This window comes from Methylophilus sp. 3sh_L, assembly GCF_046766015.1.
Lineage (GTDB): Bacteria > Pseudomonadota > Gammaproteobacteria > Burkholderiales > Methylophilaceae > Methylophilus.
The window spans coordinates 76,526-101,333 of the sequence record NZ_JBKOUF010000007.1 but is presented as its reverse complement, the minus strand read 5'-3'; the positions used below and the strand labels follow the sequence as shown (position 1 = coordinate 101,333).

Below are 24,808 nucleotides of genomic sequence, written 5' to 3'. Positions count from 1 at the left end.
ACCTGTTGTGCAAAAAGGTCGCATTGGCGGCCTTTTTCATTTATATTAATTAACTTTTTACGCCCTGTGCGTTTTAATCCCTCAACTGGATTAGGCAGATGGAAAAGATCAAGGTAGGCATCGTTGGTGGCACTGGATATACTGGTGTAGAGTTATTGCGTTTGCTGGCACGTCACCCGAATGTGCAGTTGCAGGTCATTACCTCTCGTGGTGAAGCGGGCTTGCCTGTTGCTGATATGTTTCCTAGTCTGCGTGGCGTGGTGGATTTGGCATTTAGTGATCCTGCGACCGTTGATTTGACCCAATGTGACGTGGTTTTCTTTGCTACCCCGCACGGGGTTGCCATGGCGCAGACGCCTGCTCTGTTGGCCGCTGGTGTTAAGGTCATTGATCTGGCAGCAGATTTCCGCTTGCAAGATGCTGCTGTGTTTGAAAAATGGTACAAGCTGCCACATAGTTGCACCGACATTTTGCAGCAGGCTGTGTATGGATTGCCAGAGTTGTATGCTAAGGATGTGCAGCAGGCGCAAGTGATTGGTAATCCAGGCTGTTATCCAACTACTGTATTGCTGGGTTTGGCGCCCTTGCTGGAGCAAGGTTTGATTGATTTCTCTGTCCCCATCATTGCGGATGCCAAATCCGGCGTCTCAGGTGCGGGTAGAAAAGCAGAGGTTGCTACCTTGTTTTCTGAAGCAAGTGACAATCTCAGGGCATATGGTGTGGCTGGTCATAGGCACCATCCCGAGATTCTGGCCCAGCTCAAAAAGCTCTCAGGCAATGATGCTGTACAGCTGATCTTTGTGCCGCACCTGATTCCGATGATCCGTGGTATGTTGAGCACGCTACATGTTAAACTCAATGCACAGGCGAAGCAGCAGTCTTTACAACAGCTTTATGAGCAGCGTTACCAAGGTTCGGTATTTGTGGATGTGATGCCTGCCGGCGCCTTGCCAGAAACACGTTCAGTGCGTGGATCGAATGTTTTAAGGATGGCGATATACCCGCAGACAGATGATTATGTCACAATCATTGTGGTGCAGGATAACCTCGTCAAAGGGGCTTCTGGTCAGGCAGTGCAGAATATGAACTTGATGTTCGACTTTGATCCAGAGGCTGGTTTGCAAGTATTGCCATTGTTGCCCTAATGATCAGGCCCATCCGCAGAAGACTCAGAAATCACTTCGGCCTGACTGCCAAACAGGTCGCGGTGCGCTCACATCGCCCTTGGTACTTCCAGGGCATGTTGGCGGTCTCTTACGTGGTGATTGGCTTTGCATTGGCTTACTGGGTGTTGCATGATGACGACAGTGAGAATGTTCGTCAGCGGCTGCGCCAAGTCACCGCTGAAAATATTGAATTACAGAAAAAACTCATCGCCTCCCAGCGTGAGCTGCAGGTCGAGTTAGCCACGAGTAATAACCTAGCCAAGACGCTGACGGCGCAACAAGATGAAAATATCAAGCTCAAAGAAGAGTTGGTGTTTTACAAGAACATGACCAAGCACTGAAGTTGAGGGCGCAGAGATGAAGCGTGTGCTAGCGTGAGCGGGATTGCCATTTAAGTAAATTTGGAACAGGAAGTCGCATGTTTTTCAAGAAAAGTGTTCAAATCGATAGTCACATTGATACCCTGATTGGCCATGAAACGCAGTTAAATGGCAATATGCAGTTTGCCGGTGGCTTAAGAGTAGATGGCTTGATTGTCGGTAATGTGATTGAAAAGCAAGCGCATCCAAGCACGCTGATTATTAGTGAAAATGGGGCCGTGACTGGCGCCGTTGAAGCCTCTAAAATTGTATTAAACGGAATGATACGCGGGCCTGTGCGATCTTCTGTTTTTATTGAGCTGCAAAGCAAAGCGCGTATTATCGGTGACCTGTATTACAAGTCGCTCGAAATGCATACAGGCGCTGTGATTGAAGGAAAACTGATCTACTTGGGCGAGCAGGCCGAAGCCAGCCCCACAGAAACATCAACGACAGAAGCCAGCTAAGCGCGGCCACTTGAAATCCGGCGGATTACCGCCATATATTGATTACGAATTTTACAGGAGTCTATGATGACCACAGAAGCCACCCTTGAAATGCCTAGCCCTTTGGTGTTTACCGACAATGCTGCTAAAAAGGTTAAAGAGCTGATTGATGAAGAAGGTACGCCAGATTTAAAACTACGCGTGTTTGTGAGCGGTGGTGGTTGCTCAGGCTTTCAGTACGGGTTTACTTTTGAAGAGCAGGTGAATGATGACGATACGCAGGTCGATAAAGACGGCGTGACCTTGCTGATTGACCCGATGAGCCTGCAATATCTGATGGGCGCCGAAATCGACTATACCGATAGCCTGCAAGGCTCCCAGTTCGTGATTCGTAACCCAAATGCGACGACCACTTGCGGCTGTGGCAGCTCGTTCTCGGTTTAAAGTTTAATCAAGCGTTTCAAAATAAAAAAACGCCAGACTTGTCTGGCGTTTTTTTACGGCTGTCTCATGGGGTTAGCGCTGATGCAGTGGCACAAACTCTCTTCTTTCTGAACCGACATAAAGCTGGCGCGGACGGCCAATCTTCTGGTCAGGGTCTGCATTCATTTCACACCATTGTGAAATCCAGCCTGCAGTGCGCGCCAGGGCAAAAATGGCCGTAAACATCGAGTTAGGAATCCCCATGGCGCGCATGACGATGCCGCTGTAGAAGTCCACATTTGGATACAATTTGCGGGAAACGAAGTATTCGTCCTCAAGCGCAATTTTTTCCAGTTCCATTGCCAGTTTGAACATTGGGTCATCGTGCAGGCCCAGCTCATTGAGTACTTCGTGGCAGGTTTTGCGCATGATGGAGGCGCGTGGGTCCATATTGCGGTAAACGCGGTGGCCAAAGCCCATCAGGCGGAAGCTGTCGGTTTTGTCTTTGGCGCGTTTGATGAATTCACCAATGCGGCTGACGTCGCCGATTTCTTCCAGCATGTTGAGGGTGGCTTCGTTAGCGCCCCCGTGTGAGGGACCCCATAGTGAGGCGATGCCGGCCGCGATACAGGCAAAAGGATTGGCGCCACTGGAGCCGACCAGGCGGACAGTAGAGGTGGAAGCATTTTGCTCGTGATCTGCATGCAGAATCAGGATACGTTCAAATGCGCGGGCCAGAATCGGGTTGGGGACATATTCTTCACATGGCGTGGCGAACATCATGTGCATGAAGTTCTCTGCATAGCCCAATTTATTTTTGGGATACATAAATGGTTGGCCGATATTGTATTTGTAGCTCCATGCGGCAATCGTAGGGACTTTGGCCAGCAGTCGCATGGCTGCGACTTTGCGTGATTCCGGGTCGGACACATTGTTGTTGTCTGGATAGAAGGCGGCCATGGCGCCGACCACTGCGATCATGACCGCCATCGGGTGCGCATCGCGGCGGAAACCTCGGAATACATTGCTCATCTGGTCGTGCAACATGGTGTGCTCGCTGATGGTGCTAACGAATTCTTCACGTTGCTTGTGGTCAGGCAGTTCCCCATGCAGCAACAGATGCGAGACCTCAAGGAAGTCGCAATTTTCCGCCAGTTGTTCAATCGGATAGCCACGGTAGTAAAGCAATCCTTTTTCACCATCAATAAAGGTGATGCCAGAATTGCACGACGCGGTAGACATGAAGCCAGGATCAAACGTGAAATAACCATGTTTGCCCAGGCTGCGGATATCAATCACATCGGTGCCCAGTGAGCCTTTTAATACCGGTAGCTCAATTGCGCTACTATCGTTGTCAAATGTAATGGTCGCCTTGGTAGCCATAACGTACTCAGTCTTTAATCAAGTTGGTTAAATTATACGCAATCGTATTGTTTTATCACTGCTTGTGCGGTGACTGTCGCGGAAAAGTTAAAAAAACAATCAAAAGCCTGCACCAGATATAATCAAGTCATTGGTGCGTTTGCACTGCTTTTGGGAATCCTTTAGTTGGGGTAAATCGCACCTAGAATACGCGGACCTGCTGCGCCGGTGACCGCTGCCAAGTTGCCGGGCAAATGGTCTACACAGCGCTGAGCCAACCAGGCAAAAGCCACTGCCTCTACCCAATCTACGCCAACGCCCAATTGATCCGTCAGTTGCACCTGCATCTCAGAGAGTGCCTGCAGTCTATCGATCAAGGCCAGATTATGCGCCCCCCCGCCACAGACATAGATTTCTTGAACCCCTGGGCAGAAGCGCGTCAGGGCTTCTGTGATACTGATTGCCGTTAACTCAAGCAAAGTACGCGCCACATTTTGTGCGCTGTCAGCATGCTGAGCCAGCGCCTGCATTAACCAGTTGTCGTTAAACAGGTCGCGACCAGTACTTTTGGGGGTGGCAAGCGCAAAGTAAGGATCGGCTATCAGCGTATTTAGCAACGCTTGATTCACCTTTCCGCTGGCCGCCCAGCGTCCACCGGCATCATAAGGTTGGCCTGTGTGTTGGCGCGTCCAGGCATCCATGAGCAGGTTGCCGGGGCCTGAATCAAAACCGGTCACTGGCCCGTTGGCTGGCAGGTCGCTCAGGTTGGCAATGCCACCGATATTGATCACGACGCGATGCGTGTTTGCACTCGCAAAAACAGCTTGATGAAACGCGGGGACTAACGGTGCGCCTTGCCCCCCGGCCGCAATATCCCGGCTTCTGAAGTCGCCAATGACCGTGATACCTGTCAATTCGGCCAGCCGGGCAAGGTTGCCCAGTTGTATGGTGTATGCCATGCCATTAGCCAGGGTTGGACAGTGCCGGATGGTCTGACCATGGCAACCGATGGCGGTTACGGCATCGGCAGGCGTACCGGCGAGTGTGAGTAGCTGATTGACAGCTTGCGCATAAAGCTCGGCAAGCTGGTTGGCAACCACGGCAGCGGCATGGAGCTCGTTTTGGGCGGGCGTGTGCAAGGCTAGCAGTTGTTGTTTCAGTTCCTCAGGGTAGGGCAGGAAGTAACAGGCCGTTTGCGACACTTGCTCGCCTGTGTATGAGGTCAGCACGGCATCCACGCCATCCAGGCTGGTGCCAGACATGAGACCAATAAATAACCGTGGCTGGGAGCGATCCGCTGAAAGTTGCATGGGCACCATTTTAACACTGCTCCAGCCATGCTTACAGAAATGCATGGGATTACGTTAAAATAGCTGTTTTACTTAATTTGAGACGATGCCGGGGCTGTGCATCGTTTTTATTTTTCACGGATACCTAGCATGACGGATACCAAGCAACCCTCATCTGATACCCAGGCCTTGAGCCCGGAAATTGCAAAAGCGCTGGCGATTATCAAGCGCGGCGCAGATGAGTTATTGATCGAGCAAGAGCTGGTTGAAAAACTTAAAACGGGCAAGCCGCTGCGTGTTAAAGCCGGGTTTGATCCCACCGCGCCAGACTTGCATTTGGGCCACACTGTGCTGATTAATAAACTGCGTCAATTGCAGGACTTGGGTCATCAGATTTTATTCCTGATTGGTGACTTTACCGGCATGATTGGTGACCCGACTGGCAAAAGTGCTACGCGCCCGCCGCTTACCGTGGAGCAGGTTAAAGCTAACGCCGATACCTATGCGGCACAAGTCTTCAAAATCCTTGATCCTGCTAAAACCGAGATCGTTTTTAACTCCAAATGGTTAAGTGAGCTCGGTGCGGCTGGCATGATCAAGTTGGCTGCCAGCCATACTGTGGCCCGCATGCTGGAGCGCGATGACTTCTCCAAGCGCTTTAAAGGCAATCAACCGATCGCGATACACGAATTTTTATACCCGCTGTTGCAAGGGTATGACTCAGTGGCACTGCAAGCCGATCTTGAGCTTGGCGGCACTGACCAGAAATTTAACCTGCTCATGGGGCGAGAGTTGCAAAAGCAGGCGGGTCAGGCGCAGCAATGTGTATTGATGATGCCGCTGCTGGAAGGCCTGGATGGCGTGAATAAAATGTCCAAATCACTGGGTAACTATATTGGGATCAGTGAAGCGCCAGAGACTATTTTTGCCAAGATTATGTCAATTTCAGATGAACTGATGTGGCGGTACATTGATTTGCTGTCTTTTGCGACACTGGAAACCATCGCCGAGTGGAAAGCACAAGTCGCAGCTGGTGAAAATCCCCGCAATATCAAAGTCGGCTTTGCACAGGAAATTGTGGCGCGTTTTCATGGCCAAGCTGCCGCAGAAAAAGCGTTGCAAGACTTTCAAACCCGAGCCAAAGGCGGCATCCCAGACGAGGTGCCTGAAGTGTCAGTGACCATTGAAGGCGAAAGCATAGGCATTAGCCAATTGCTCAAGCAGGCAGGCCTGGTCGAAAGTACTAGCGAAGCGATGCGAGCCATACAGCAGGGCGGTGTCAAGCTAGACAGCGTCAAGGTCGACGATAAAAATCTACCCTTGGCAAAAGGGATCACGGTGGTTGCGCAGGTTGGTAAACGCAAATTTGCCAAGATTACGATCAGGTAATAGGGATTGATAAGTTTGTCCCGACAAGCAAAAAGGCCGCGAATGCGGCCTTTTGTTTTAAAGCGATTTGCGCAAATTTGCGGGCGGAATATTCAGTGACTCACGGTATTTGGCAATCGTCCGGCGGGCAACGACGATGCCTTGCTGGGCGAGTGTGTCGGTGATCTGATTGTCCGACAACGGCTTTTTCGGGTTTTCTTCAGCCACCATTTGCTTGATCAATGCGCGGATGGCCGTGGCAGAACATGAACCGCCTGCATCGGTGGCAACCGAGCTGCCAAAGAAGTATTTGAGTTCATAGACGCCCCGCGGTGTGAGCATGTACTTATGCGTGGTGACACGTGAAACGGTGCTTTCATGTAAATCGAGCTCTTCGGCGATTTCACGCAGCACCAGTGGCCGCATGGCAATTTCCCCGTGCTCAAAGAAGTTGCGCTGGCGGTCCACAATGGCTTGCGACACGCGCAGAATGGTCGAGAACCGTTGCTGGATGTTTTTAATCATCCATTTGGCTTCTTGCATCTGGCTTTGCAAGTATTGGCCTGAGCTCTCGCGGTTGCGCTTGAGGATGTCTGCGTACATCTGGTTGATGCGTAGCTTGGGAATCACTCCATCGTTTAAGGAGGCGACCCAGATGCCTTTGATTTTTTTCACCACCACATCGTGCTGGATAAAGTGATCGTGACTAAAGTTGGAAAACTCGCTGCCGGGTCTGGGGTTTTGTTGGCGGATCAGTTGTTGTGCGGCTTTGAGTGCGGCTTCGTCACAAGCCAGCACTTTTCGCAGTTTGACAAAGTCTTTGTTGGCTAGCAGCGCCAAATGGTCTTTGGCGATTGCAATCGCCGTTTGCAGATATGGCGTCTCTGCGGGCAAGTGCATCAGTTGCAACAGCAGGCATTCACGTAAATCACGTGCACCAACGCCCAGGGGGTCCAGGTTCTGGATCAGCTTGAGCGCGGTTTCCAGTTCTAGCAGCTCTACTTCAAGTTCAAGAGGCAGGTGCTCAACGATCTCCTGTAAATCCTGTTCGAGATAGCCATCGTCATTAATGCTGTCCAGCAATAACTTGACCAGGCTCATGTCCCGCTGCGACAAGTGTGCCAGCTGGATCTGGTCTATTAAATGCTCACGCAAGCTGATGCTGGTGGTTTCCTGCCGGGAAAAGTCGCTGTCTTCATCTTCTTGATGATTGCGGCCGGCCTCATCCCAGTTGCTGGTACTGCCAAACTCCTCATAATCATCTTCAAATTCTGGCGGGGTGAATTCCTCGCTTAAGTTAGGCAGATCGCTCTCGCTCCCGCCAAGGTCGTCATGCAGCTCTTCGCGCAAGCTTTCCGCGGGTGCTGTGATTTCATGCTGCGTGGCCATGTCAAACGAGCTGGCATCTGTCAGCTCTGGCTCGGGGCTGGCCGCTGGCGCTGAACCCTCTTCAAACTCGCCGTCTTCTCCGTCAGACATTTCTAACAAAGGGTTTTCTTGCAGGATGGTTTCCAGCTCCTGGTTCAGCTCCAGCGTGGACAGTTGCAGCAAACGGATAGACTGCTGCAACTGCGGAGTCAGCGCCAGGTTTTGCGAAATACGTAATTGCAGGTTCTGTTTCATGACGGATTACAGCCTAAAATTCTTGCCCAGATAGACTTCACGTACACCCTCGTTCTGAATGATTTCATCAGGGGTCCCTGCCGCAAACACAGCGCCTTCGTTGACGATGTATGCGCGATCACAGATGTCCAACGTCTCGCGGACATTGTGGTCTGTAATTAAAATACCAATATTTTGGCTGCTCAGGTAGCGGATGATTTTCTGGATTTCAATCACGGCAATCGGGTCAATCCCGGCGAACGGTTCATCAAGCAAAATAAATTTAGGGTCAGTAGCGAGGCAGCGTGCAATTTCAACGCGCCGACGCTCCCCCCCTGATAAGCTGACTGCCTGGCTATTGCGGATGTGCTGGATATGTAATTGATCCAGCAACGACTCCAACTTGGCCTCACGCTCCTCTTCTGTGTAGGGGCGCGTCTCCAGAATGGAGAGGATGTTGTCGGTCACGCTGAGCTTGCGGAAAATCGAGGCTTCCTGTGGCAGGTAAGCGAGGCCCATACGCGCACGTTCATGCATGGGCGCGCGGCTAACATCGGTGCCATTGAGGGTGATGTTGCCCTCATCCAGCGCGACCAGGCCGACAATCATGTAAAAGCTGGTGGTCTTGCCCGCACCATTGGGGCCAAGCAGGCCAATCACTTCGCCGCTACGTAACTCAAGCGTCGTATTTTTGACGACGGTACGGCCCAGGTAGGTTTTTTTCAGGTGGTTGACCTGCAAATGGTTTTGCTCTGCTAACGCCATGGTTTCCATCTTTAAGCTTACTCTTTACCTTGTTCGCTGGTGCTTTCAGCGGGTGCAGGTTCCACCTTGAGTTGCAGTGAGCGATTCATGCGCAACCCTTGCTGCGAGGTGGGTTTGTTGTCAATCACTGGTGGCGTGGTTTTGTTTTTAGGCTGGATCGTGGCCTTAACGCGGCTACCGGCTGTACCGTTCGGGTTGGCTTTAGTGCCGCCAATGACCTCCGCATACTCGGCATTGGCGTCATAGCTGATGTAGTCGCCATTCACAATGTCTTCGCCGCGTTTAACCCAGGCATTGGTATACAGTTGTACCTTATCCATGCGGGCATTGTATTCAATGCGTTGACCACTGCCTTGCATCCACTCGTCTTTACCGGTGCGTTTTTGCTTGAAGGTGGTTGGATTGCCAGTACAGGTGCTGTGCTGAAAGCCGTCCTGGTCCTCACGTACGATCATTTTGTCGGCCTTGATTTGCAAGGTACCCTGATTCAGGATCACATTACCAGTATAGATGCTGATTTTTTTGGCATCGTTCACGGTGACGGTATCTGCTTCCAGTTCTATCGGTTGGTCGCGGTCAGACTCTTCAGCCAGCGCAGTGGCTGGGAGGGAAAATAGCAGCCATACGTGTATGCATGTCACTAAAAATAAAGACTTCTGCGTGTTCAACTCATTTCTCCATCATCAACGCTCATTGGCGCGTTCTGTATCCGTTGCCTGGACAGGGCTTGCCGAACGATTCACTGCGGGTGGACGTTCGTAATGAACGTGTACCCGGTTAAATAGCTGCATGGTATCGGCTCTGTTATCAAAGCGCATCCCCGTCCCAGTAATGACGGTTGCCGGTTTTTGTCGGATTACCACGGGCTGGTCTGTATGGGCCACTTCGGTATCCGGCTCCATCCAAAGTTGTTCGGTTTGCATCTCTGTTTCCGGCTTGGTTACTGATGCTTGGCGGATCACCTTGACCTGCTTGCTAAATTCCACCAGTTTACCATTGGCTGATACCTGTCCACGCTGACCATAAATTTGCGTATAAGGTTTGTCCAGCCCAAACTGGGTAAAGCGGGGTCGTTGCAGCTCGGTATAGTCATTCACTGGGAAATGACGCATTTTTGCAGCGGCCAGCACATATTTGGTGTTGCCGGCGGCATCTGTACGTGTGCTGACAAAGTTGTAGAGCATATAATCGGGTGCCTGGCGATTGAGCTTGCTCATTTTCAATGCTTCTTCCTGCACATTCTGGTTAATCCAGAAGGTCAGCAGCGCCAGCAGTAGCATGAGCGCAATCGGCAATAAAATAGGGTGTTTAAGCATGCTTGAGTTGAGAACTTTCTATGCTAGACAACCTTGGCTTTCAATAGATCATGCATATTGAAAGCCCCTACCAATCGCCCCTCTGTATCTACCGCCAAAAAGCCATTGATTTTGTGTTGCTCCATCATGTTGACTGCTTCAACCGCCATCTGACTGGTTTCCAGTAAATGCGGTGTTCTGTTCATCACGGTATGGATTGGTGAATCAGGTTGTGTATTGCCTTGCATAAACAGCCGCCGCAAATCACCATCGGTGAAAATGCCAATAGGGCGTTGCGCATGATCCACAATCGCTGTAAAACCCATGCCTTTAAGCGAAATTTGCGTAATGGCTTCCTGAATGGAGGCTTGTTCAGCAATCTGAGGGACCGCTGCGCCGGTGCGCATCACATCTTTAATCCGCACCAGCAATCGTCTGCCCAAGCTGCCACCAGGGTGCGAGCGGGCGAAGTCTTCTGCAGTAAACTCGCGCAAGTCCAGCACGCAAAGTGCTAAGGCATCACCAAGCGCCAAGGCGGCCGTGGTGCTGGCCGTTGGGGCCAAGCCGAGCGGACAAGCCTCATGGCTTACGGCTGCACTCAAATGCACTTCCGATTCGCGTGACAGCGTAGACGCTTCACTGCCGGTAATGCTCAATACGCGGGCGCCAATACGGCGAATGGCCGGCAAAATATTAATGATTTCATCACTTTCGCCGGAGTTGGACAGTGCGATCACGACATCTTCTGCGGTAATCATGCCTAGATCACCATGGCTAGCTTCCGCCGGATGCATGAAAAAAGCCGGGGTGCCGGTGCTAGCTAGAGTGGCTGCAATTTTGCCACCAATATGGCCTGATTTGCCCATGCCCGTGACGACCACCCGTCCCTTGCAAGCCAAAATCATATGCACCGCGGCTTCAAATGCACTGCCTATCCGGTCTGCCAATTGCCTGATTTCATCGGCTTCGTGCACCAACACCCCTCGTGCGCGAGTCACGATGTCTGGTGTTTTAACAAGATGGATGCCGGAATTTGCTGTCATCATGGCGGGTTAGTATAACAAGCGAGTTGCCTCACGATAAAGTAAAAGACTCTTTTTTTACGGTTTTTTTACTACTAGGCACATTTTTTGCATAAAACAAAGATTTGTGGCAGGATGCATCATCCTGAAACAATTGCGTTTCATAATAGACATTAACCTTTCAGCACAGGCTGATTGCGGTCAAACGCCTGTTTGGCCAGTTTGGTATAAACGCTTTAGAGCTTTGCATGTTTGATTCCCTGATACATCTTTTATTACTGCTGACCAGTTCAGTCTTTGCCGTGGGTTTATTCCGCATCCTCGGCCTGCCTGCCATGCTTGCCTATTTCATGATCGGCATCGTGTTGGGGCCACACGCACTGGGCTTGCTGGAAGACGAGGAGTCTGGCCGGCAGGTCGCCGAGTTCGGGATTGTGTTTTTGATGTTTAGCATAGGCTTGGAATTTAGTTTGCCTAAGCTATACGCCATGCGTAAAACCCTGTTCGGGCTGGGTGGCGGACAAGTGGTGCTGACCTTGCTCGCTAGCTTGGTGCTGGGCAAAATGGCCGGCCTTAGCTTGACTTCCGCTTTTATTATTGGCGCCGCCATCACCATGTCTTCGACGGCGATTGTGTCCAAAATTCTGATGGAGCGCGTCGACCTTAACTCCAGGCATGGCCGACTGAGTATTGGTGTGTTGCTGTTCCAGGATCTGGCGGTGATCCCTATTTTGGTGTTGATCCAGACACTAGGCGCCCATAGTGATAACTGGCTGGATGTGCTGGGGCTCACACTGGTCAAGTCATCCGTCCTGCTGTTTTTACTGTTCAAGTTTGGTAAAAATATGCTCAACTTCTGGTTTGAGTTGGTGGCAAAACAGCGCTCACGCGAGTTGTTCGTGTTGAATGTGTTGATGGTGACCTTGCTAATGGCTGCCGCGACCAATTACGTGGGCTTATCGTTTGCGCTGGGTGCGTTTGTCGCAGGCATGTTGATTTCCGAGACCAAGTACCGCTACCAGGTGGAGTCGGATATTGCGCCTTTCCGCGATATATTGCTGGGCCTGTTTTTTATCAGCGTAGGCATGTTATTAAACGTGTCGGTGCTGGTTGATCATATCGTACTGATTGTGTTCCTGTTAGCGTTGTTCCTGGTATTTAAAATCGGCTTGATTGCCTTGCTGACCAAGTTTTATGGCTTCGAGATGGGTGTCGGTGTCCGTACGGGTATTATTCTTGGGCAGGCGGGTGAGTTCAGTTTTGTGGTGCTGGCGCTTGGCTTGCAAACGCACTTGATTGATGGCGAGTCGCTACAGCTGGTGCTGTCTGTCGCTGTGCTTTCGATGTTGGTAGCGCCATTTATTATCCAGTATAACGGGCGTATTGCCCGCAAACTGGTCAAAAGCTACACGCGAAACAGTTACAAGGTGGTGGAAACCATCCAGGAACATAGCTTGGACTTGCGTGACCATGTGATTATCTGCGGCTATGGCCGTAGCGGCCAGTATTTAGGCCGGTTTTTGCGTGAAGAAAACATTCCTTATGTTGCCCTGGATATGGATGCAAGCCGCGTGCAAGAAGCGGCGGCGGCTGGCGAAAATGTGATTTATGGGGATGCGGGGCGTCGCTCTGTCCTTGAGGCTGCTGGCCTGGGTCGCGCCAAAGCGGTGATTGTGAGCTATGCCGAAACCCGTGCCACCATGAAAGTATTGCATGTGATCCAGGAAAAATATCCCATGCTGCCTGTGATTGTGCGCACGCATGATGACAGTGAAATGGATATATTGCGCGATGCCGGTGCCGCTGAAGTCGTGCCAGAAATTCTGGAAGGCAGCCTAATGCTGGCCTCACATGCGCTGGTAACGCTGGGGATTCCGCTCAACCGTGTGGTCAAACGCATCCGTTTATTCCGCGAAGAACGCTACAAGATGTTTAAAGGCTATTTCCGCGGGGTAAGTGATGCAGACACCGCTACCGCCGCCTTGCCGCAACTACACTCGGTTGAAATGTATAAAAACTTTTATGCACATGGCTTGCGCCTTGATCACATCCCGTTTGAAGACTTTGCGGTTGAGGTCAAACAATTGCGGCGCCTGAATATGCCAGAGCCGATTGCGCCACGCCCGGATATTATCCTCACCGAAGGCGATATTCTGGTCTTGCTCGGCAGTAACGCTGCCCTGATCGCCATGGAAGTCTATTTGATTTCCGGCCGCAAACCGTAAGACAATACCGGCCTGATGTCCTCGCAGAGGCATCAGGCTTTTCTTCATCAATACATCGCGTTATGGCAAATACTTCCGTGGTTGTGGTGGGGGGCGGCATAGTTGGCTGCCTCACTGCCATGCAGTTGATCAAACAAGGACACACCGTCACGCTGGTTGAGCGCAATATCGTCGCGGCCCAAACCTCAGGCGAGTCTTCGTGGGCCGGGGCTGGCATCGCTTTTCCACTATTGCCCTGGTTTTACCAGGATGTTGTCAACGAGTTGGCGCTGGCCGGCGCACGTGCTTATCCCGGGGTGAGTGCCGAGCTCTTTGCTGAAACCGGCATAGACCCCGAATGTACCCGTAGCGGCATGTTGATTCAGTCACCCTTCGACCTGCAACAAGCCCAGGCCTGGTGTCAGCGCTTTGGGGTGCAAACCAAAATGCAAGGCGATGATTTGCTGATTCCGGAAGTGGTGCAAATCCGTAATCCGCGCTTGCTGCAATCCCTCAAAGCCTGGCTGATCAAGCATGGCGTCACTCTGCGCGAACAAACCCAGCTCATGCCCTTGCAAGAAGGCGCTTCAACCATCCAAACCTGGCAAACCACCGCAGGCGAAACCTTGTCGGCGGATTATTTTGTCGTCACCTCAGGTGCTTGGAGTTTTGAACTGCTCAAGCAAACGGCCCTCAGTCTCGAGATCAAGCCCATGCGCGGACAAATGCTGTTGTACCAGATGCCCCCTGGCCTGCTGCCGCACATTATTTACCGCGAAGGGTTTTACATGCTGCAACGCCGCGATGGTCACTTGCTGGCTGGGAGCAGCCTAGAGGATGTCGGTTTTGATACCGGGGTGACTGACAGCATGCGTCAGGAAATGCTGCAAAAAGCCGAAGCCATGCTACCAGCCTTGCGCGGACAGCCCGTGATCAAACACTGGAGTGGATTGCGTCCTGGCACGCCGCACAATATCCCAACCATAGGCCGCCATCCGAATATTGAAAATCTGTATTTGAATACCGGGCATTTCCGCTATGGCGTGACCATGGCGCCAGAATGCGCGCGCCGAATTGCTGCGTTGTTGGCTTGAGACAGAGGAATTGAAAAAGCTGATTTAGCAATTGTTGCTTTAGTTTACTGGGATATCTCAAATAGTAGGGGCATGTGATCACTGAACATAAGCCATTCCTCTGGCTTTCCAAGCGCTACTTGTGTGATTTTCCACTTGCTTCCAAAGAAACCATAGTCAATATGATATGACTTTGAATGATTGCGATGCAGGTATAGCGTCGGCCTAGTCTCTTCTCCTTGCGCTTCTGCAAAATAAGAGTGATATGCATTTTCCCGTTGTAGGGTGGGCATTTATGCCCACGCGGATGATTAATTACTGTTTGTGATGTTCTTTTTCGCCTCTCGGCGAGTTACTTTTCTTTGTTTGCCCAAAGATAAAGTAACCAAAAGAAAGTGCACCCCAGCTTCCGCTTGTTTCCTGCGTTGCTCATCAAAATAAGCGCTCGCAGAACTCATCCTAGCGGCCTGCACACACCGCAGGCCACCGCGGGATTCGAACAGCCGCTCGCTTGATCTTATTTTGCCTGCGCTACTCGGCGCGGCAGATGGGGACCCAGAAAACCGTGCGAGTGCCAGCATTATTGGATTTAACAAAAGAATTATTTTTTTGAACGGTTCAAAATTTACCAGTGTGAGTTAGGCGAGATGAGTCTCATCCCATCACGCCGAGTAGCACAGACGAAGTGGGGGATGGATTCGTGAATACATGAAAGGATGGGAAAGCCTTATACGGCCTTCGCCGCAACCCAATCCCCACTCTTCCCGCCATGCTTTTCCAGCACTCTCACACCTTGGATGGTCATACCTCTATCAATAGCCTTGCACATATCATAAATTGTCAGCAGACCAACTTGAACTGCAGTTAACGCTTCCATCTCCACGCCGGTCTGCCCAGTGGTCTCACATTGCACACGGCAAGTAATACTGTGTTGCGTTTCATCCGCCATAAAACTGACATCTACACGGCTTAGGCTAAGCGGGTGGCAGAGCGGAATCAGGTCGCTGGTTTTTTTGCTGGCCTGGATCGCTGCAATACGGGCGATGCCGAGTACATCGCCTTTTTTAGCGTTGCCTTGCAGGATGGTTTGCAGGGTGGCCGCTTGCATTTCAATCTGGCCTTCAGCGATGGCGATGCGTTTGGTGTGAGCTTTGTCACCGATATCGACCATATGGGCCTGGCCTTGGGCGTTAAAGTGGGTGAGTCCGTTGTTGGCAGTTGACATGGGTGTTCTTAACTTAGCGCTAGTGAAAAAGGATGAACTCGGGCAGTGAAGTCGTTATCATAACAAGTTTGGGTCTTTAGCACAGGGTACATGCGTTTTAAACCATATAACACGGCGTTTCAACCGGCCAAGCTGCGTGCAGGTGGCGCGCTGCTGTTGCGTGGATTGTTTCTGTGCGCGCTGTTGATCGTGCCTGAGTCGCAATTGTTTGCGAATAACGCGACGGGTATTTTTTCTGGTAAACCGTATGAGCCGACGGACCTGGACCTGACTTTGCCAGCGGACTCGTCAAATCAGCTGCCAGAGTTGGGTGACGCTTCACAAACCGTATTGTCCTTGCGTGATGAAGAGAAAATCGCGCACCAGATTCTAAAACAAGTCGCCACCGACGCAGATGTGTTTGATGATGCCGAGGTGACCGATTATTTGCAGGCGTTGGGCACACGCTTGGGTGCCAGCAGCCCCGACCGCGAGCAAAAATTTTATTTTTTTGTAGTGCAGGATAAGTCGATTAACGCGTTTGCCATGCCTGGTGGCGTGATTGGTGTGCATACCGGTTTGTTTATGGTAGCCAATAGTGAATCTGAACTGGCGAGTGTGCTCGGGCACGAGATTGGCCATGTGACCCAGCATCACTTGGCGCGTATGCTGGCATCGCAAAAATACGACCTGTTCAAGAATATTGCGGCGACGGCGTTGGCCTTGCTGGTGGCCCGCTCCAATCCGCAAGTGGGCATGGGCGCGATGACGGCAGTGTCAGCGGCGGGGATACAAAAGCAGCTGGATTATACGCGTGAGCATGAGCGGGAGGCTGACCGGGTGGGTTTGACCATTTTGCAGGATGCCGGCTTTGATGTGCGCGCCATGCCTGCGTTCTTTACCACTATGCAGCGGGCGACCCGTTTTTCAGATGGCAATATGCCCAGTTACTTGCGCACCCACCCACTTACCAGTGAGCGGATTGCCGATATTGGCAACCGTGTGCAAAACCTGCCTTACAAACAGGTCAATGAGAGTCTGGCGTTTTTTTTGATGCGTGCAAAAATCCGCGCTTTTCAAGGAGCGCCGCAACAAATGGTAGAAGAATTTCAGAACAACATCAGTGAAGGCCGCTTTCAGAACGAGCTGGCTGAGCATTATGGCTTGGCTTATGCGTGGTTGCGCGTAAACCAGCCACAAAAAGCACAAACCGAAATTGACTGGCTGGTAAAGCATGGCATGTCTAATCCCTACCTGGTGACGCTGCAAGGGCTGACCTTGGCCAAGCTGGGGCAGATCGCGCAAGCACAAAGCCGGTTTATGCAAGGCGTGCAGCAATACCCGCAACATCGGGCGTTGGCGCAAGGGGAGGCTGAGTTACTCATCCGCAGTAACCAGTGGGCATCTGCAGTGAGTTTTATCCAAAAAGCGTTGGAGACCTTTCCCGAGGACCCCAAGCTCTATGGATGGTTGGCCGACGCTTATCAAGGCCAGGATAAGCAGATGTTGCGGCATCAGGCACTGGGAGAGTCCTATGTGCGTAAATATGACTTGCCGCGTGCGATTGAACAGTTTGAAATTGCCAGCAAAGCCAAAGATGGCGATTTTTACCTGCAATCCAAAGTTGAGGCAAGATTGAAAGCGCTTAGATTGCAACTCAAACTGGAGCAGGGTGATGATAAAAATGATTAGGAGGGCGACATGCAAAGGCGTGACTGGATAAAGCACAGTCTGATGGTGGCGATGCTGCCATTCTGGCTGGTGGCCCGTAAACTGCAGGCGGCTACCTGGTTTGCTTCAGCTTTTGAGGCCAAGCAAACGGCACAAGTGTTGGCGGCGCTCAAGGCCAGCGCCGTGCCTGTCAACAGCGACCTCAATATTGACGCGCCACAAAAGGCTGAAAACGGCGCCGTGGTGCAAATCGAGCTCAGTAGCACAGAGGCTGCTGGCAAGTTGCGTAGCCTGCGGTTGCTGGCCGATGCCAACCCTACACCGTTGATTGCGAGTTTTGAGCTGGGCAAGCAAGTGTTGCCCAGGCTGGTGACGCGCGTCAAGCTTGCGCAATCCGGCGAGGTGATCGCCTTGGCAGAGCAGGTGAGTGGCCAGTTTGTGCAGCAACGGCGCCAGGTGATTGTGCTGGAAGACGGTTGTGCCAGCAGCGAACGTGAAGAGCCGTTCGCCAGCAGCATGAAAATGCGTGCGCGCATGCTGGAGAGCAGCCCGCTGGGTAGCAATGTCACTGAACTTAAAATCATTATTGTGCATCCCATGCGTACGGGTCGTAGCAAAAACGAGGACGGCCAGTTAATGCCCGCGCATTTTATGCAACTGATGCAAGTGGTGATGAATGGGCAGGTCATTGTCGATGCCCAGACAGGTACCGCGATTTCGCGTAATCCTTATTTCACCTTTTACCTCCAGGATGCCCGGATTGGTGATGTGATTACGGTAAACTGGCAGGATAACCGTGGCCTTGAGGGACATGGGCAAGTCACGGTTACTACATAGTTTGATAAAAATAATTTATTAATAAAATTAAAATAATCAATTTTACATATTAATTTTGTATGTCTAAAATGCATACATTCGCTGTTGAGACACAGCTAATTTTTAATTAGCCCTGTTTAATTAACCCATGTTCTAAATCATAAAGGAGAACTAAATGTCATTGATTAACACACAAGTACAACCATTCAAGGCCCAGGCATTCCACAACGGTAAATTTATCGAGGTGACTGAAGAGTCTTTGAAAGGCAAATGGTCTGTGTTGATTTTCATGCCGGCAGCATTCACTTTCAACTGCCCAACAGAAGTTGAAGATGCGGCTGACAACTACGCAGAATTCCAGAAGGCTGGTGCTGAAGTGTACATCGTGACCACCGATACCCACTTCTCCCACAAGGTTTGGCACGAGACTTCACCTGCAGTTGGCAAGGCAAAATTCCCACTGGTGGGTGACCCAACGCACCAATTGACACGTGCTTTTGACGTGCATATTGATGAAGAAGGTTTGGCTCTGCGCGGTACGTTCGTGATCAACCCAGACGGCGTGATCAAGACTGTTGAAGTTCACAGCAACGAAATCGCCCGTGATGTGAAAGAAACACTGCGCAAATTGAAGGCTGCGCAATACACCGCTGCTAACCCAGGCCAGGTGTGCCCAGCCAAGTGGAACGAAGGTGCAAAAACCTTGACGCCATCTTTGGACTTGGTAGGCAAGATCTAATCTCGTTGAGATTGGTATGAGCAACGCCCTGCGCAAGCAGGGCGCTCAGGAAAGGTCACTGAGTGGATGTGTTGTCACTGTGGTTTTTCCTGAGCGAGTTTCCCCCAACCATTTTTGATTGCCATGCGTGATGGCCACGGCTTGTTGTTGCCTGAAGAAATGCACCAGCCGTGATTTTGGAGAATGAATATGTTAGATGACACCTTAAAGACCCAGTTACAAACCTACCTGGGCATGTTGCGCCAGCCTATCCGCTTGATCGCTTCGCTGGATGGCAGCGAGCGTGCAGCAGAAATGCGTGAATTGCTGCAGGAAATTGCTGCACTGTCCGACAAAGTCACCTTGGATGAGAGCGGCAATGATGCACGCAAACCTTCATTCGTGATTGCTAAAGAAGGCGAAACCCATGGTGTGCGCTTTGCGGCGATTCCATTAGGCCATGAATTCACCTCCTTGGTGCTGGCCTTATTGTGGACCGGTGGCCATCCGCCTAAGGTTGAACAGGATGTACTTGACCAGATCAAGGCGCTGGATAGCGATTTGAATTTTGAAGTCTATATGAGCTTGTCTTGCCATAACTGCCCGGATGTCGTGCAGGCAACTACGCTGATGACCGTGTTCAACCCACGCATCCAGACCACCGTGATTGACGGCGCGCTGTTTCAGGACGAAGTCAACGAGCGCAACATTATGGCGGTGCCTGCGACTTTCCTCAATGGCGAGATGTTTGCTTCCGGCCGTATGCTGGTCGAAGAAATTCTGGCCAAAGTGGATACTGGCGCAGTGGCCAAAGAAGCCGAAAAACTCAATGCCAAAGAAGCGTTTGATGTGCTGGTGGTGGGTGGTGGCCCGGCGGGTGCTTCAGCCGCAATTTATGCGGCCCGTAAAGGCATACGCACGGGTATTGTCGCTGAGCGTTTTGGGGGGCAGGTCAACGATACCCTGGCGATTGAAAACTTTATTTCTGTGAAAGAAACGGAAGGGCCCAAGCTGGTGGCTGCGTTGGAAGAACACGTCAAAGCCTATGATGTGGATATCATCTCTTTGCAACGTGCGGTTGGTTTGGCTGAGCCCGCTAAAACCGACAACAAGCATGCTGGATTGATTGAGGTGAAGCTTGAAAGTGGTGCGACTCTGCGTAGTAAGTCAGTGATTCTGGCGACCGGTGCACGTTGGAAAAACCTCAATGTGCCTGGTGAGAGCGAGTATAAAAACAAAGGCGTGGCTTATTGCCCCCACTGCGACGGTCCGTTGTTTAAAGGCAAGCATGTCGCGGTGATCGGTGGCGGTAACTCCGGTGTGGAAGCGGCGATTGACCTCGCAGGTGTGGTCGGACATGTCACCTTGCTGCAGTTTGATACTGAGCTGAAAGCTGATGCGGTTTTGCAGCGCAAATTGCGTTCACTGGAAAATGTGACGATCTTGACCAGTGCCCAAACCACAGAAATCACTGGTGACGGCACACGTGTGAACGGCTTGACCTATACAGACCGTGTTTCTGGTGAAAGCAAGCATGTGGCATTGGAAGGCGTGTTTATCCAGATTGGCCTGGTGCCCAACAGTGACTGGTTGAAAGGCACCCTGGACCTGAGCAAATATGGTGAAATTGAAATTAACCACCACAATGCCACCTCGTTGCCTGGTGTATTTGCGGCAGGGGATGTGACGACGATTCCCTATAAGCAGATCATCATTGCGATGGGGGAAGGGTCAAATGCAGCACTGGGCGCGTTTGATTACCTGATTCGCCAATAATGCATCATTAACTGTAGTAAAGTACGTTTGCATCGCCCTCTGTCTTTGGGTTAATTCCAAAGACAGAGGGCGTCATTTTTTGTCGGAAGGCGTTTAATCGTTAAGCCTGCAAGGTCAATGTAAGACAATTTATTTAGCATACTTGCAAGAACTCAAAAGGTTCATGAGGAATGGGCGGTGACATTCATGCCGGCCACTGTCATTTCTCACCTAGTCACAGGTTTGATGTGGCGCAAGTTAGTTAAGGAAGTTGCGATATGCAGGAAATCCCGTTGAGTGAAATTCTTCCCCAACATGCTGTAGAGTGTCTGTCCAGTTGCTCACCCTGGGTGCTTTTAGATCCCGCAGGACCGGTGGCAGCAGATGAAAAAAGATTAATCATGATTGCGTTTGCGCTCATGTTAACGGTGGTCATCCCGGTCATCGTGATGGCGATCATGTTTGCCTGGAAGTACAGGGCCTCTAATCAGTCAGCTGATTTCTCCCCTAAATGGGCGCACTCTTTCAAGATTGAAGCCGTGGTTTGGCTGGTGCCGGCCGTGATTGTGACCATACTAAGCGCACTGGTGTGGGACTATTCACATCGGCTCGATCCGTATCAGCCACTTGCGTCAACCGTGAAACCCCTGCATGTGGAAGCCGTTTCCATGGATTGGAAGTGGCTATTTATTTATCCTGAGTTGGGGGTGGCCTCTGTTAACCAGTTGGTGGTGCCTGCAAATGTGCCTGTCAGTTTCCGGATTACCTCAGACTCGGTCATGACTTCTTTCTTTATTCCGCAGCTTGGCAGCCAAATTTATGCCATGGCCGGGATGGAAACCAAATTGCATTTACAAGCCAGCAGAATTGGCGTGTTTCAAGGCTTGAACTCCCAGTTTAGCGGCGATGGTTTTTCAGGCATGCATTTTGATACGATTGCCACAGATACAGAAGGGTTTAACACTTGGGTGAGCAAGGTGCGTCAGTCCAGTACGCCACTGGATAATCAACATTTTAAAAGTCTAGAGACCCCTAGCCATCATACGCCGGTGCAGTATTTTAGCCAGATCACGCCTGGTCTCTTCGATAGTGTCCTGATGAAGTACATGCCTGACATGCCTTCAATGGGGCAGTCTGCTTTATGCCGCCAGCGCATTAGCCCTCAGCAACTGGCTTCTGCTGCGCCGCACGCTACAAAAATTTCGCATTCTCGGGAGTAATACCTTGGAAACAGAGCTGTTTGGAAAGCTGACGCTTTCTGCAATTCCCTATGACAATCCTATCATCATGGGGGCGGTTGGCGTCTCCGCCCTGATCGGCCTGATGATCCTGGCATGGATCACTGTTCAGGGTAAGTGGGGGTATTTGTGGCGTGAATGGTTCACCAGTGTGGATCATAAGCGCATTGGGATCATGTACATTGTGCTCGCCGGCATTATGCTGATGCGGGGCTTTGCCGATGCCATCATGATGCGCATCCAGCAAGCCATGGCCGTGGGCTCTTCTTATGGCTATTTGCCACCAGAACACTATGACCAGATTTTCAGTGCCCATGGCACCATCATGATTATTTTTGTGGCAATGCCCTTTTTTATCGGTTTGATGAATGTGGTTGTGCCACAGCAGATTGGTGCGCGGGATGTGGCTTTCCCTTTCCTGAACTCGGTGAGTTTTTGGCTGACCGCGGTCAGTGCCATGTTGATCATGTTGTCGTTAGCCGTCGGGGAGTTTTCCAAAGCAGGTTGGACTGGCTATCCGCCACTGTCAGAGATGGATTACAGCCCGGGTGTAGGCGTCGATTACTGGATTTGGAGTATTCAGATTGGAGGGATCGGCACCATGGTCACGGGGATTAATTTCTTTGTCACCATTCTTAAGATGCGTGCGCCCGGGATGACGTTGATGCGGATGCCGGTGTTTACCTGGACGATACTGGTGACGAATGTGCTGATCATGTTGTCTTTTCCGGTACTGACCGTGACCTTGGCATTGTTGAGCCTGGACCGCTACCTGGATATGCACTTTTTCACTAACAGTCTGGGGGGTAATATGATGATGTACCCCAATCTGTTCTGGATATGGGGCCATCCTGAGGTCTACATTGTGATCTTGCCGGCCTTTGGCATGTTCTCTGAAGTCGTGTCTGCCTATTCGCAAAAACGGCTGTTTGGCTATAAATCCATGGTGTATGCCACTGCGGCGATTGGTGTGCTCTCTTTCTCAGTATGGTTGCATCACTTCTTTACCATGGGTGAAGGCGGCGATGTCAATGCTGTCTTTGGGATCGCCACCATGATTATTGCGGTGCCCACTGGCGTGAAGATTTTTAACTGGTTGTTCACGATGTACCGCGGGCGGGTGCAAATCACCTCTCCCATGTTGTGGGCGTTGGCGTTTATCGTTTATTTCAGTATCGGCGGCATGACGGGGGTGCTACTTGCCGTACCACCCGCCGACTTCGTGTTGCATAACAGCCTGTTCCTGGTTGCGCACTTCCATAACATGCTGATTCCAGGGGCTTTGTTTGGTTATTTTGCGGGCTTTACCTACTGGTTTCCTAAAATGTTTGGCTACAAGCTTGATGAGGTTTGGGGCAAGCGAGCCTTCTGGGCCTGGACACTCGGTTTCGGTTTGGCTTTCATGCCATTGTATGCCTTAGGCCTGATGGGGATGCCCCGTCGCCTGGAACACTACATCAATCCTGAATGGCATCCCTTGCTCATGGTCGCGCTGGTCGGTACCGTGTTTGTCTTCGCTGGCATAGCCATGCAGGTCATTCAATTGGTGGTCAGCTATAAAAATCGGGCTGCGCTGCGCGATGCTAGTGGTGATCCATGGAACGGCCATACCTTGGAGTGGGCTATGTCATCGCCACCCCCTTTCTATAATTTCGCAGTGATTCCTACAGTAGCGGACCTTGATGCCTGGACTGATATGAAGGAGAAGGGGATGGCATATCAGCGCTCGCAACCGTATGAAGATATTCATATGCCAAAAAATACCGCGATTGGTTTTGTCATGGGCATCTTGGCGTTTATTTTCGGTTTTGCCATGATCTGGCAGATCTGGTGGCTAGCCTTGGTCGGTGCCATTGGTTTAGTGGTGAGTGTCATTGTGCGTGCTTCTGATACCGACGTGGATTACTACGTTCCGGCCGCCGAAGTGAAAAAAATTGAGGACGCGCGCTATCGCCAGTTGACAGAATTAAGCACCCAGTCTTCCGATTCTTCTCAAGTCTTTCATTATCAGGTGCAACCATGAGCGTACAACATTCAACCCAAGTGATGCACACACATGGTCATGCCGGGCATGATCCTGTTGGCAATACTATTTTCGGTTTTTGGCTGTATATCATGACCGATTGTGTCTTGTTTGCGGCATTGTTTGCGACTTTTGCCGTACAAAGTCAAAGTTTTGCCGGCGGCCCCAGTGGCAAAACCTTATTTGAGCTGCCTTATGTGTTTGCTGAAACCATGGTATTGCTGGTTAGTAGTGTGACGTATGGTTTAGCCATGCTCAATATGCAAAAGAATCAGGTACAGAAAGTGATTCTTTGGTTGGGGCTGACATTTTTGCTGGGTCTCGGATTTATCGGCATGGAAGTCAATGAGTTTCATCATCTGGTGATGGCCGGGCATGGGCCTTCACGGAGTGGTTTTCTATCAGCCTTTTTTACGCTGGTGGGTACCCACGGTGCACACGTCAGTTTCGGCTTGATCTGGATTGCCGTCATGATGGCACAAGTTGCTACCCGTGGGCTGAATACGCCAGTGCGTTCTAGACTGGTGCGCCTAAGCCTGTTCTGGCATTTCCTGGATATTGTTTGGATTGGCGTCTTTAGCATTGTTTATCTGATGGGGGTCATTTGATGCAGACAGAAATACAACAGCATGCCGGGCACGATGAAGTGCCCTATCACGGGACTATTCGAGGCTATGTGACTGGATTTGTATTGGCGCTTGTACTGACAGCGGTGCCGTTTGCGCTCGTCATGAACGGCTTGTTGCCGCAATCAGGACTCTTGGTTGGTGTGACACTGGCAGCGATTGTGCAGATGGTTGTGCATTTACACTTCTTTTTGCATTTAGACCGCTCTGCTTCTGAGCGCTGGAATGTCATGTCCTTGTTGTTCACCGTATTGATTATGGCGATTTTTGTGGCGGGCTCGGTTTGGATTATGTATAGCCTGCACATGCGCATGACTGATCACGTGCCACCACACCTCCATCATGCGCACATGCAGATGCCGGAGAAATGAGGTCAGCACGCA

At 51.1% G+C, this 24,808-nt stretch carries 23 protein-coding genes; 15 read left to right on the top strand and 8 right to left on the bottom strand.

The annotated features are described in order from the left end of the window. Window positions 1-98 precede the first annotated feature (98 nt). From argC to erpA, 4 genes are all read left to right on the top strand, one after another. Entirely contained in the window at window positions 99-1,145 is a 1,047-nt protein-coding gene (gene argC / locus ACIDF8_RS12700; RefSeq protein WP_412010983.1) for an N-acetyl-gamma-glutamyl-phosphate reductase, read from the top strand. Further along, on the top strand, window positions 1,145-1,507 hold the full coding sequence (locus ACIDF8_RS12695; protein WP_412010982.1) for a hypothetical protein: 363 nt from the start codon (window positions 1,145-1,147) through the stop codon (window positions 1,505-1,507). Before argC ends, ACIDF8_RS12695 begins: the two co-directional genes overlap by 1 nt. 77 nt (window positions 1,508-1,584) lie before the next feature. Continuing rightward, window positions 1,585-1,992 (top strand): bactofilin family protein, encoded by a 408-nt coding sequence (locus tag ACIDF8_RS12690; RefSeq protein WP_412010981.1) that lies wholly within the window; start codon window positions 1,585-1,587, stop codon window positions 1,990-1,992. 66 nt (window positions 1,993-2,058) lie between these two features. After that, entirely contained in the window at window positions 2,059-2,415 is a 357-nt protein-coding gene (erpA, locus tag ACIDF8_RS12685) for an iron-sulfur cluster insertion protein ErpA (protein WP_412011047.1), read from the top strand. 72 nt (window positions 2,416-2,487) lie between these two features. Here erpA and gltA read toward each other — a convergent pair whose 3' ends face one another. After that, window positions 2,488-3,777, bottom strand: a complete 1,290-nt coding sequence (gene gltA, locus ACIDF8_RS12680) for a citrate synthase (protein WP_412010980.1) — start codon at window positions 3,775-3,777, stop codon at window positions 2,488-2,490. 161 nt (window positions 3,778-3,938) lie between these two features. Further along, complete coding sequence (locus ACIDF8_RS12675; protein ID WP_412011046.1) at window positions 3,939-5,066, bottom strand: anhydro-N-acetylmuramic acid kinase; 1,128 nt, start codon at window positions 5,064-5,066, stop codon at window positions 3,939-3,941. 129 nt (window positions 5,067-5,195) lie between these two features. Here ACIDF8_RS12675 and tyrS point away from each other — a divergent pair, with 129 nt between their 5' ends. After that, on the top strand, window positions 5,196-6,434 hold the full coding sequence (tyrS, locus tag ACIDF8_RS12670) for a tyrosine--tRNA ligase (RefSeq protein WP_412010979.1): 1,239 nt from the start codon (window positions 5,196-5,198) through the stop codon (window positions 6,432-6,434). 57 nt (window positions 6,435-6,491) lie between these two features. Here the strand turns inward: tyrS and ACIDF8_RS12665 are convergent, their stop codons facing one another. The 5 genes from ACIDF8_RS12665 to ACIDF8_RS12645 are packed head-to-tail and all read right to left on the bottom strand — an operon-like array spanning window position 6,492 to window position 11,121. Continuing rightward, window positions 6,492-8,036 (bottom strand): RNA polymerase factor sigma-54, encoded by a 1,545-nt coding sequence (locus tag ACIDF8_RS12665; protein WP_412010978.1) that lies wholly within the window; start codon window positions 8,034-8,036, stop codon window positions 6,492-6,494. A gap of 6 nt (window positions 8,037-8,042) precedes the next feature. Beyond that, window positions 8,043-8,780 carry an LPS export ABC transporter ATP-binding protein gene (gene lptB, locus ACIDF8_RS12660; protein WP_412010977.1) on the bottom strand — a complete coding sequence of 246 codons (738 nt, stop codon included), beginning with the start codon at window positions 8,778-8,780 and terminating at the stop codon, window positions 8,043-8,045. A 17-nt stretch (window positions 8,781-8,797) separates the two neighbouring features. After that, a complete protein-coding gene (gene lptA, locus ACIDF8_RS12655) occupies window positions 8,798-9,448 on the bottom strand; it encodes a lipopolysaccharide transport periplasmic protein LptA (protein WP_412010976.1) in 651 nt (216 codons plus the stop codon). Window positions 9,449-9,463: 15 nt separating this feature from the next. Further along, window positions 9,464-10,096 carry an LPS export ABC transporter periplasmic protein LptC gene (lptC, locus tag ACIDF8_RS12650; RefSeq protein ID WP_412010975.1) on the bottom strand — a complete coding sequence of 211 codons (633 nt, stop codon included), beginning with the start codon at window positions 10,094-10,096 and terminating at the stop codon, window positions 9,464-9,466. Window positions 10,097-10,119: 23 nt separating this feature from the next. Continuing rightward, window positions 10,120-11,121 carry a KpsF/GutQ family sugar-phosphate isomerase gene (locus ACIDF8_RS12645; protein ID WP_412010974.1) on the bottom strand — a complete coding sequence of 334 codons (1,002 nt, stop codon included), beginning with the start codon at window positions 11,119-11,121 and terminating at the stop codon, window positions 10,120-10,122. Window positions 11,122-11,345: 224 nt separating this feature from the next. On the opposite strand from ACIDF8_RS12645, the gene ACIDF8_RS12640 reads away from it, so the two are divergent. Together ACIDF8_RS12640 and ACIDF8_RS12635 are read left to right on the top strand one after the other, a co-directional pair. Next, complete coding sequence (locus tag ACIDF8_RS12640) at window positions 11,346-13,322, top strand: cation:proton antiporter (RefSeq protein WP_412010973.1); 1,977 nt, start codon at window positions 11,346-11,348, stop codon at window positions 13,320-13,322. A 62-nt stretch (window positions 13,323-13,384) separates the two neighbouring features. Continuing rightward, window positions 13,385-14,395, top strand: a complete 1,011-nt coding sequence (locus ACIDF8_RS12635) for an NAD(P)/FAD-dependent oxidoreductase (protein ID WP_412010972.1) — start codon at window positions 13,385-13,387, stop codon at window positions 14,393-14,395. A 706-nt stretch (window positions 14,396-15,101) separates the two neighbouring features. Here ACIDF8_RS12635 and moaC read toward each other — a convergent pair. Next, on the bottom strand, window positions 15,102-15,599 hold the full coding sequence (moaC, locus tag ACIDF8_RS12630; RefSeq protein WP_412010971.1) for a cyclic pyranopterin monophosphate synthase MoaC: 498 nt from the start codon (window positions 15,597-15,599) through the stop codon (window positions 15,102-15,104). A 90-nt stretch (window positions 15,600-15,689) separates the two neighbouring features. Between moaC and ACIDF8_RS12625 the strand changes: the two genes are divergently transcribed. The 8 genes from ACIDF8_RS12625 to cyoD all read left to right on the top strand — a co-directional run bounded on the left by ACIDF8_RS12625 (window position 15,690) and on the right by cyoD (window position 24,796). Next, window positions 15,690-17,270, top strand: coding sequence for a M48 family metalloprotease (locus ACIDF8_RS12625; protein WP_412010970.1), 1,581 nt, complete (start codon window positions 15,690-15,692; stop codon window positions 17,268-17,270). Window positions 17,271-17,279: 9 nt separating this feature from the next. Next, on the top strand, window positions 17,280-18,086 hold the full coding sequence (soxZ, locus tag ACIDF8_RS12620; RefSeq protein WP_412010969.1) for a thiosulfate oxidation carrier complex protein SoxZ: 807 nt from the start codon (window positions 17,280-17,282) through the stop codon (window positions 18,084-18,086). 154 nt (window positions 18,087-18,240) lie between these two features. After that, window positions 18,241-18,804, top strand: a complete 564-nt coding sequence (gene ahpC, locus ACIDF8_RS12615) for an alkyl hydroperoxide reductase subunit C (protein WP_313986261.1) — start codon at window positions 18,241-18,243, stop codon at window positions 18,802-18,804. A gap of 189 nt (window positions 18,805-18,993) precedes the next feature. After that, a complete protein-coding gene (ahpF, locus tag ACIDF8_RS12610; RefSeq protein ID WP_412010968.1) occupies window positions 18,994-20,559 on the top strand; it encodes an alkyl hydroperoxide reductase subunit F in 1,566 nt (521 codons plus the stop codon). 257 nt (window positions 20,560-20,816) lie between these two features. Next, window positions 20,817-21,758 (top strand): ubiquinol oxidase subunit II, encoded by a 942-nt coding sequence (gene cyoA, locus ACIDF8_RS12605; protein ID WP_412010967.1) that lies wholly within the window; start codon window positions 20,817-20,819, stop codon window positions 21,756-21,758. A 4-nt stretch (window positions 21,759-21,762) separates the two neighbouring features. Further along, entirely contained in the window at window positions 21,763-23,799 is a 2,037-nt protein-coding gene (cyoB, locus tag ACIDF8_RS12600) for a cytochrome o ubiquinol oxidase subunit I (protein WP_412010966.1), read from the top strand. Next, entirely contained in the window at window positions 23,796-24,407 is a 612-nt protein-coding gene (cyoC, locus tag ACIDF8_RS12595) for a cytochrome o ubiquinol oxidase subunit III (RefSeq protein ID WP_412010965.1), read from the top strand. The genes cyoB and cyoC overlap by 4 nt, the downstream gene beginning before the upstream one ends. Next, the gene (gene cyoD, locus ACIDF8_RS12590) at window positions 24,407-24,796 is read left to right on the top strand and encodes a cytochrome o ubiquinol oxidase subunit IV (protein ID WP_412010964.1); all 390 of its coding nucleotides are present in this window, start codon (window positions 24,407-24,409) and stop codon (window positions 24,794-24,796) included. Before cyoC ends, cyoD begins: the two co-directional genes overlap by 1 nt. The last annotated feature ends 12 nt before the right edge of the window (window positions 24,797-24,808 follow it).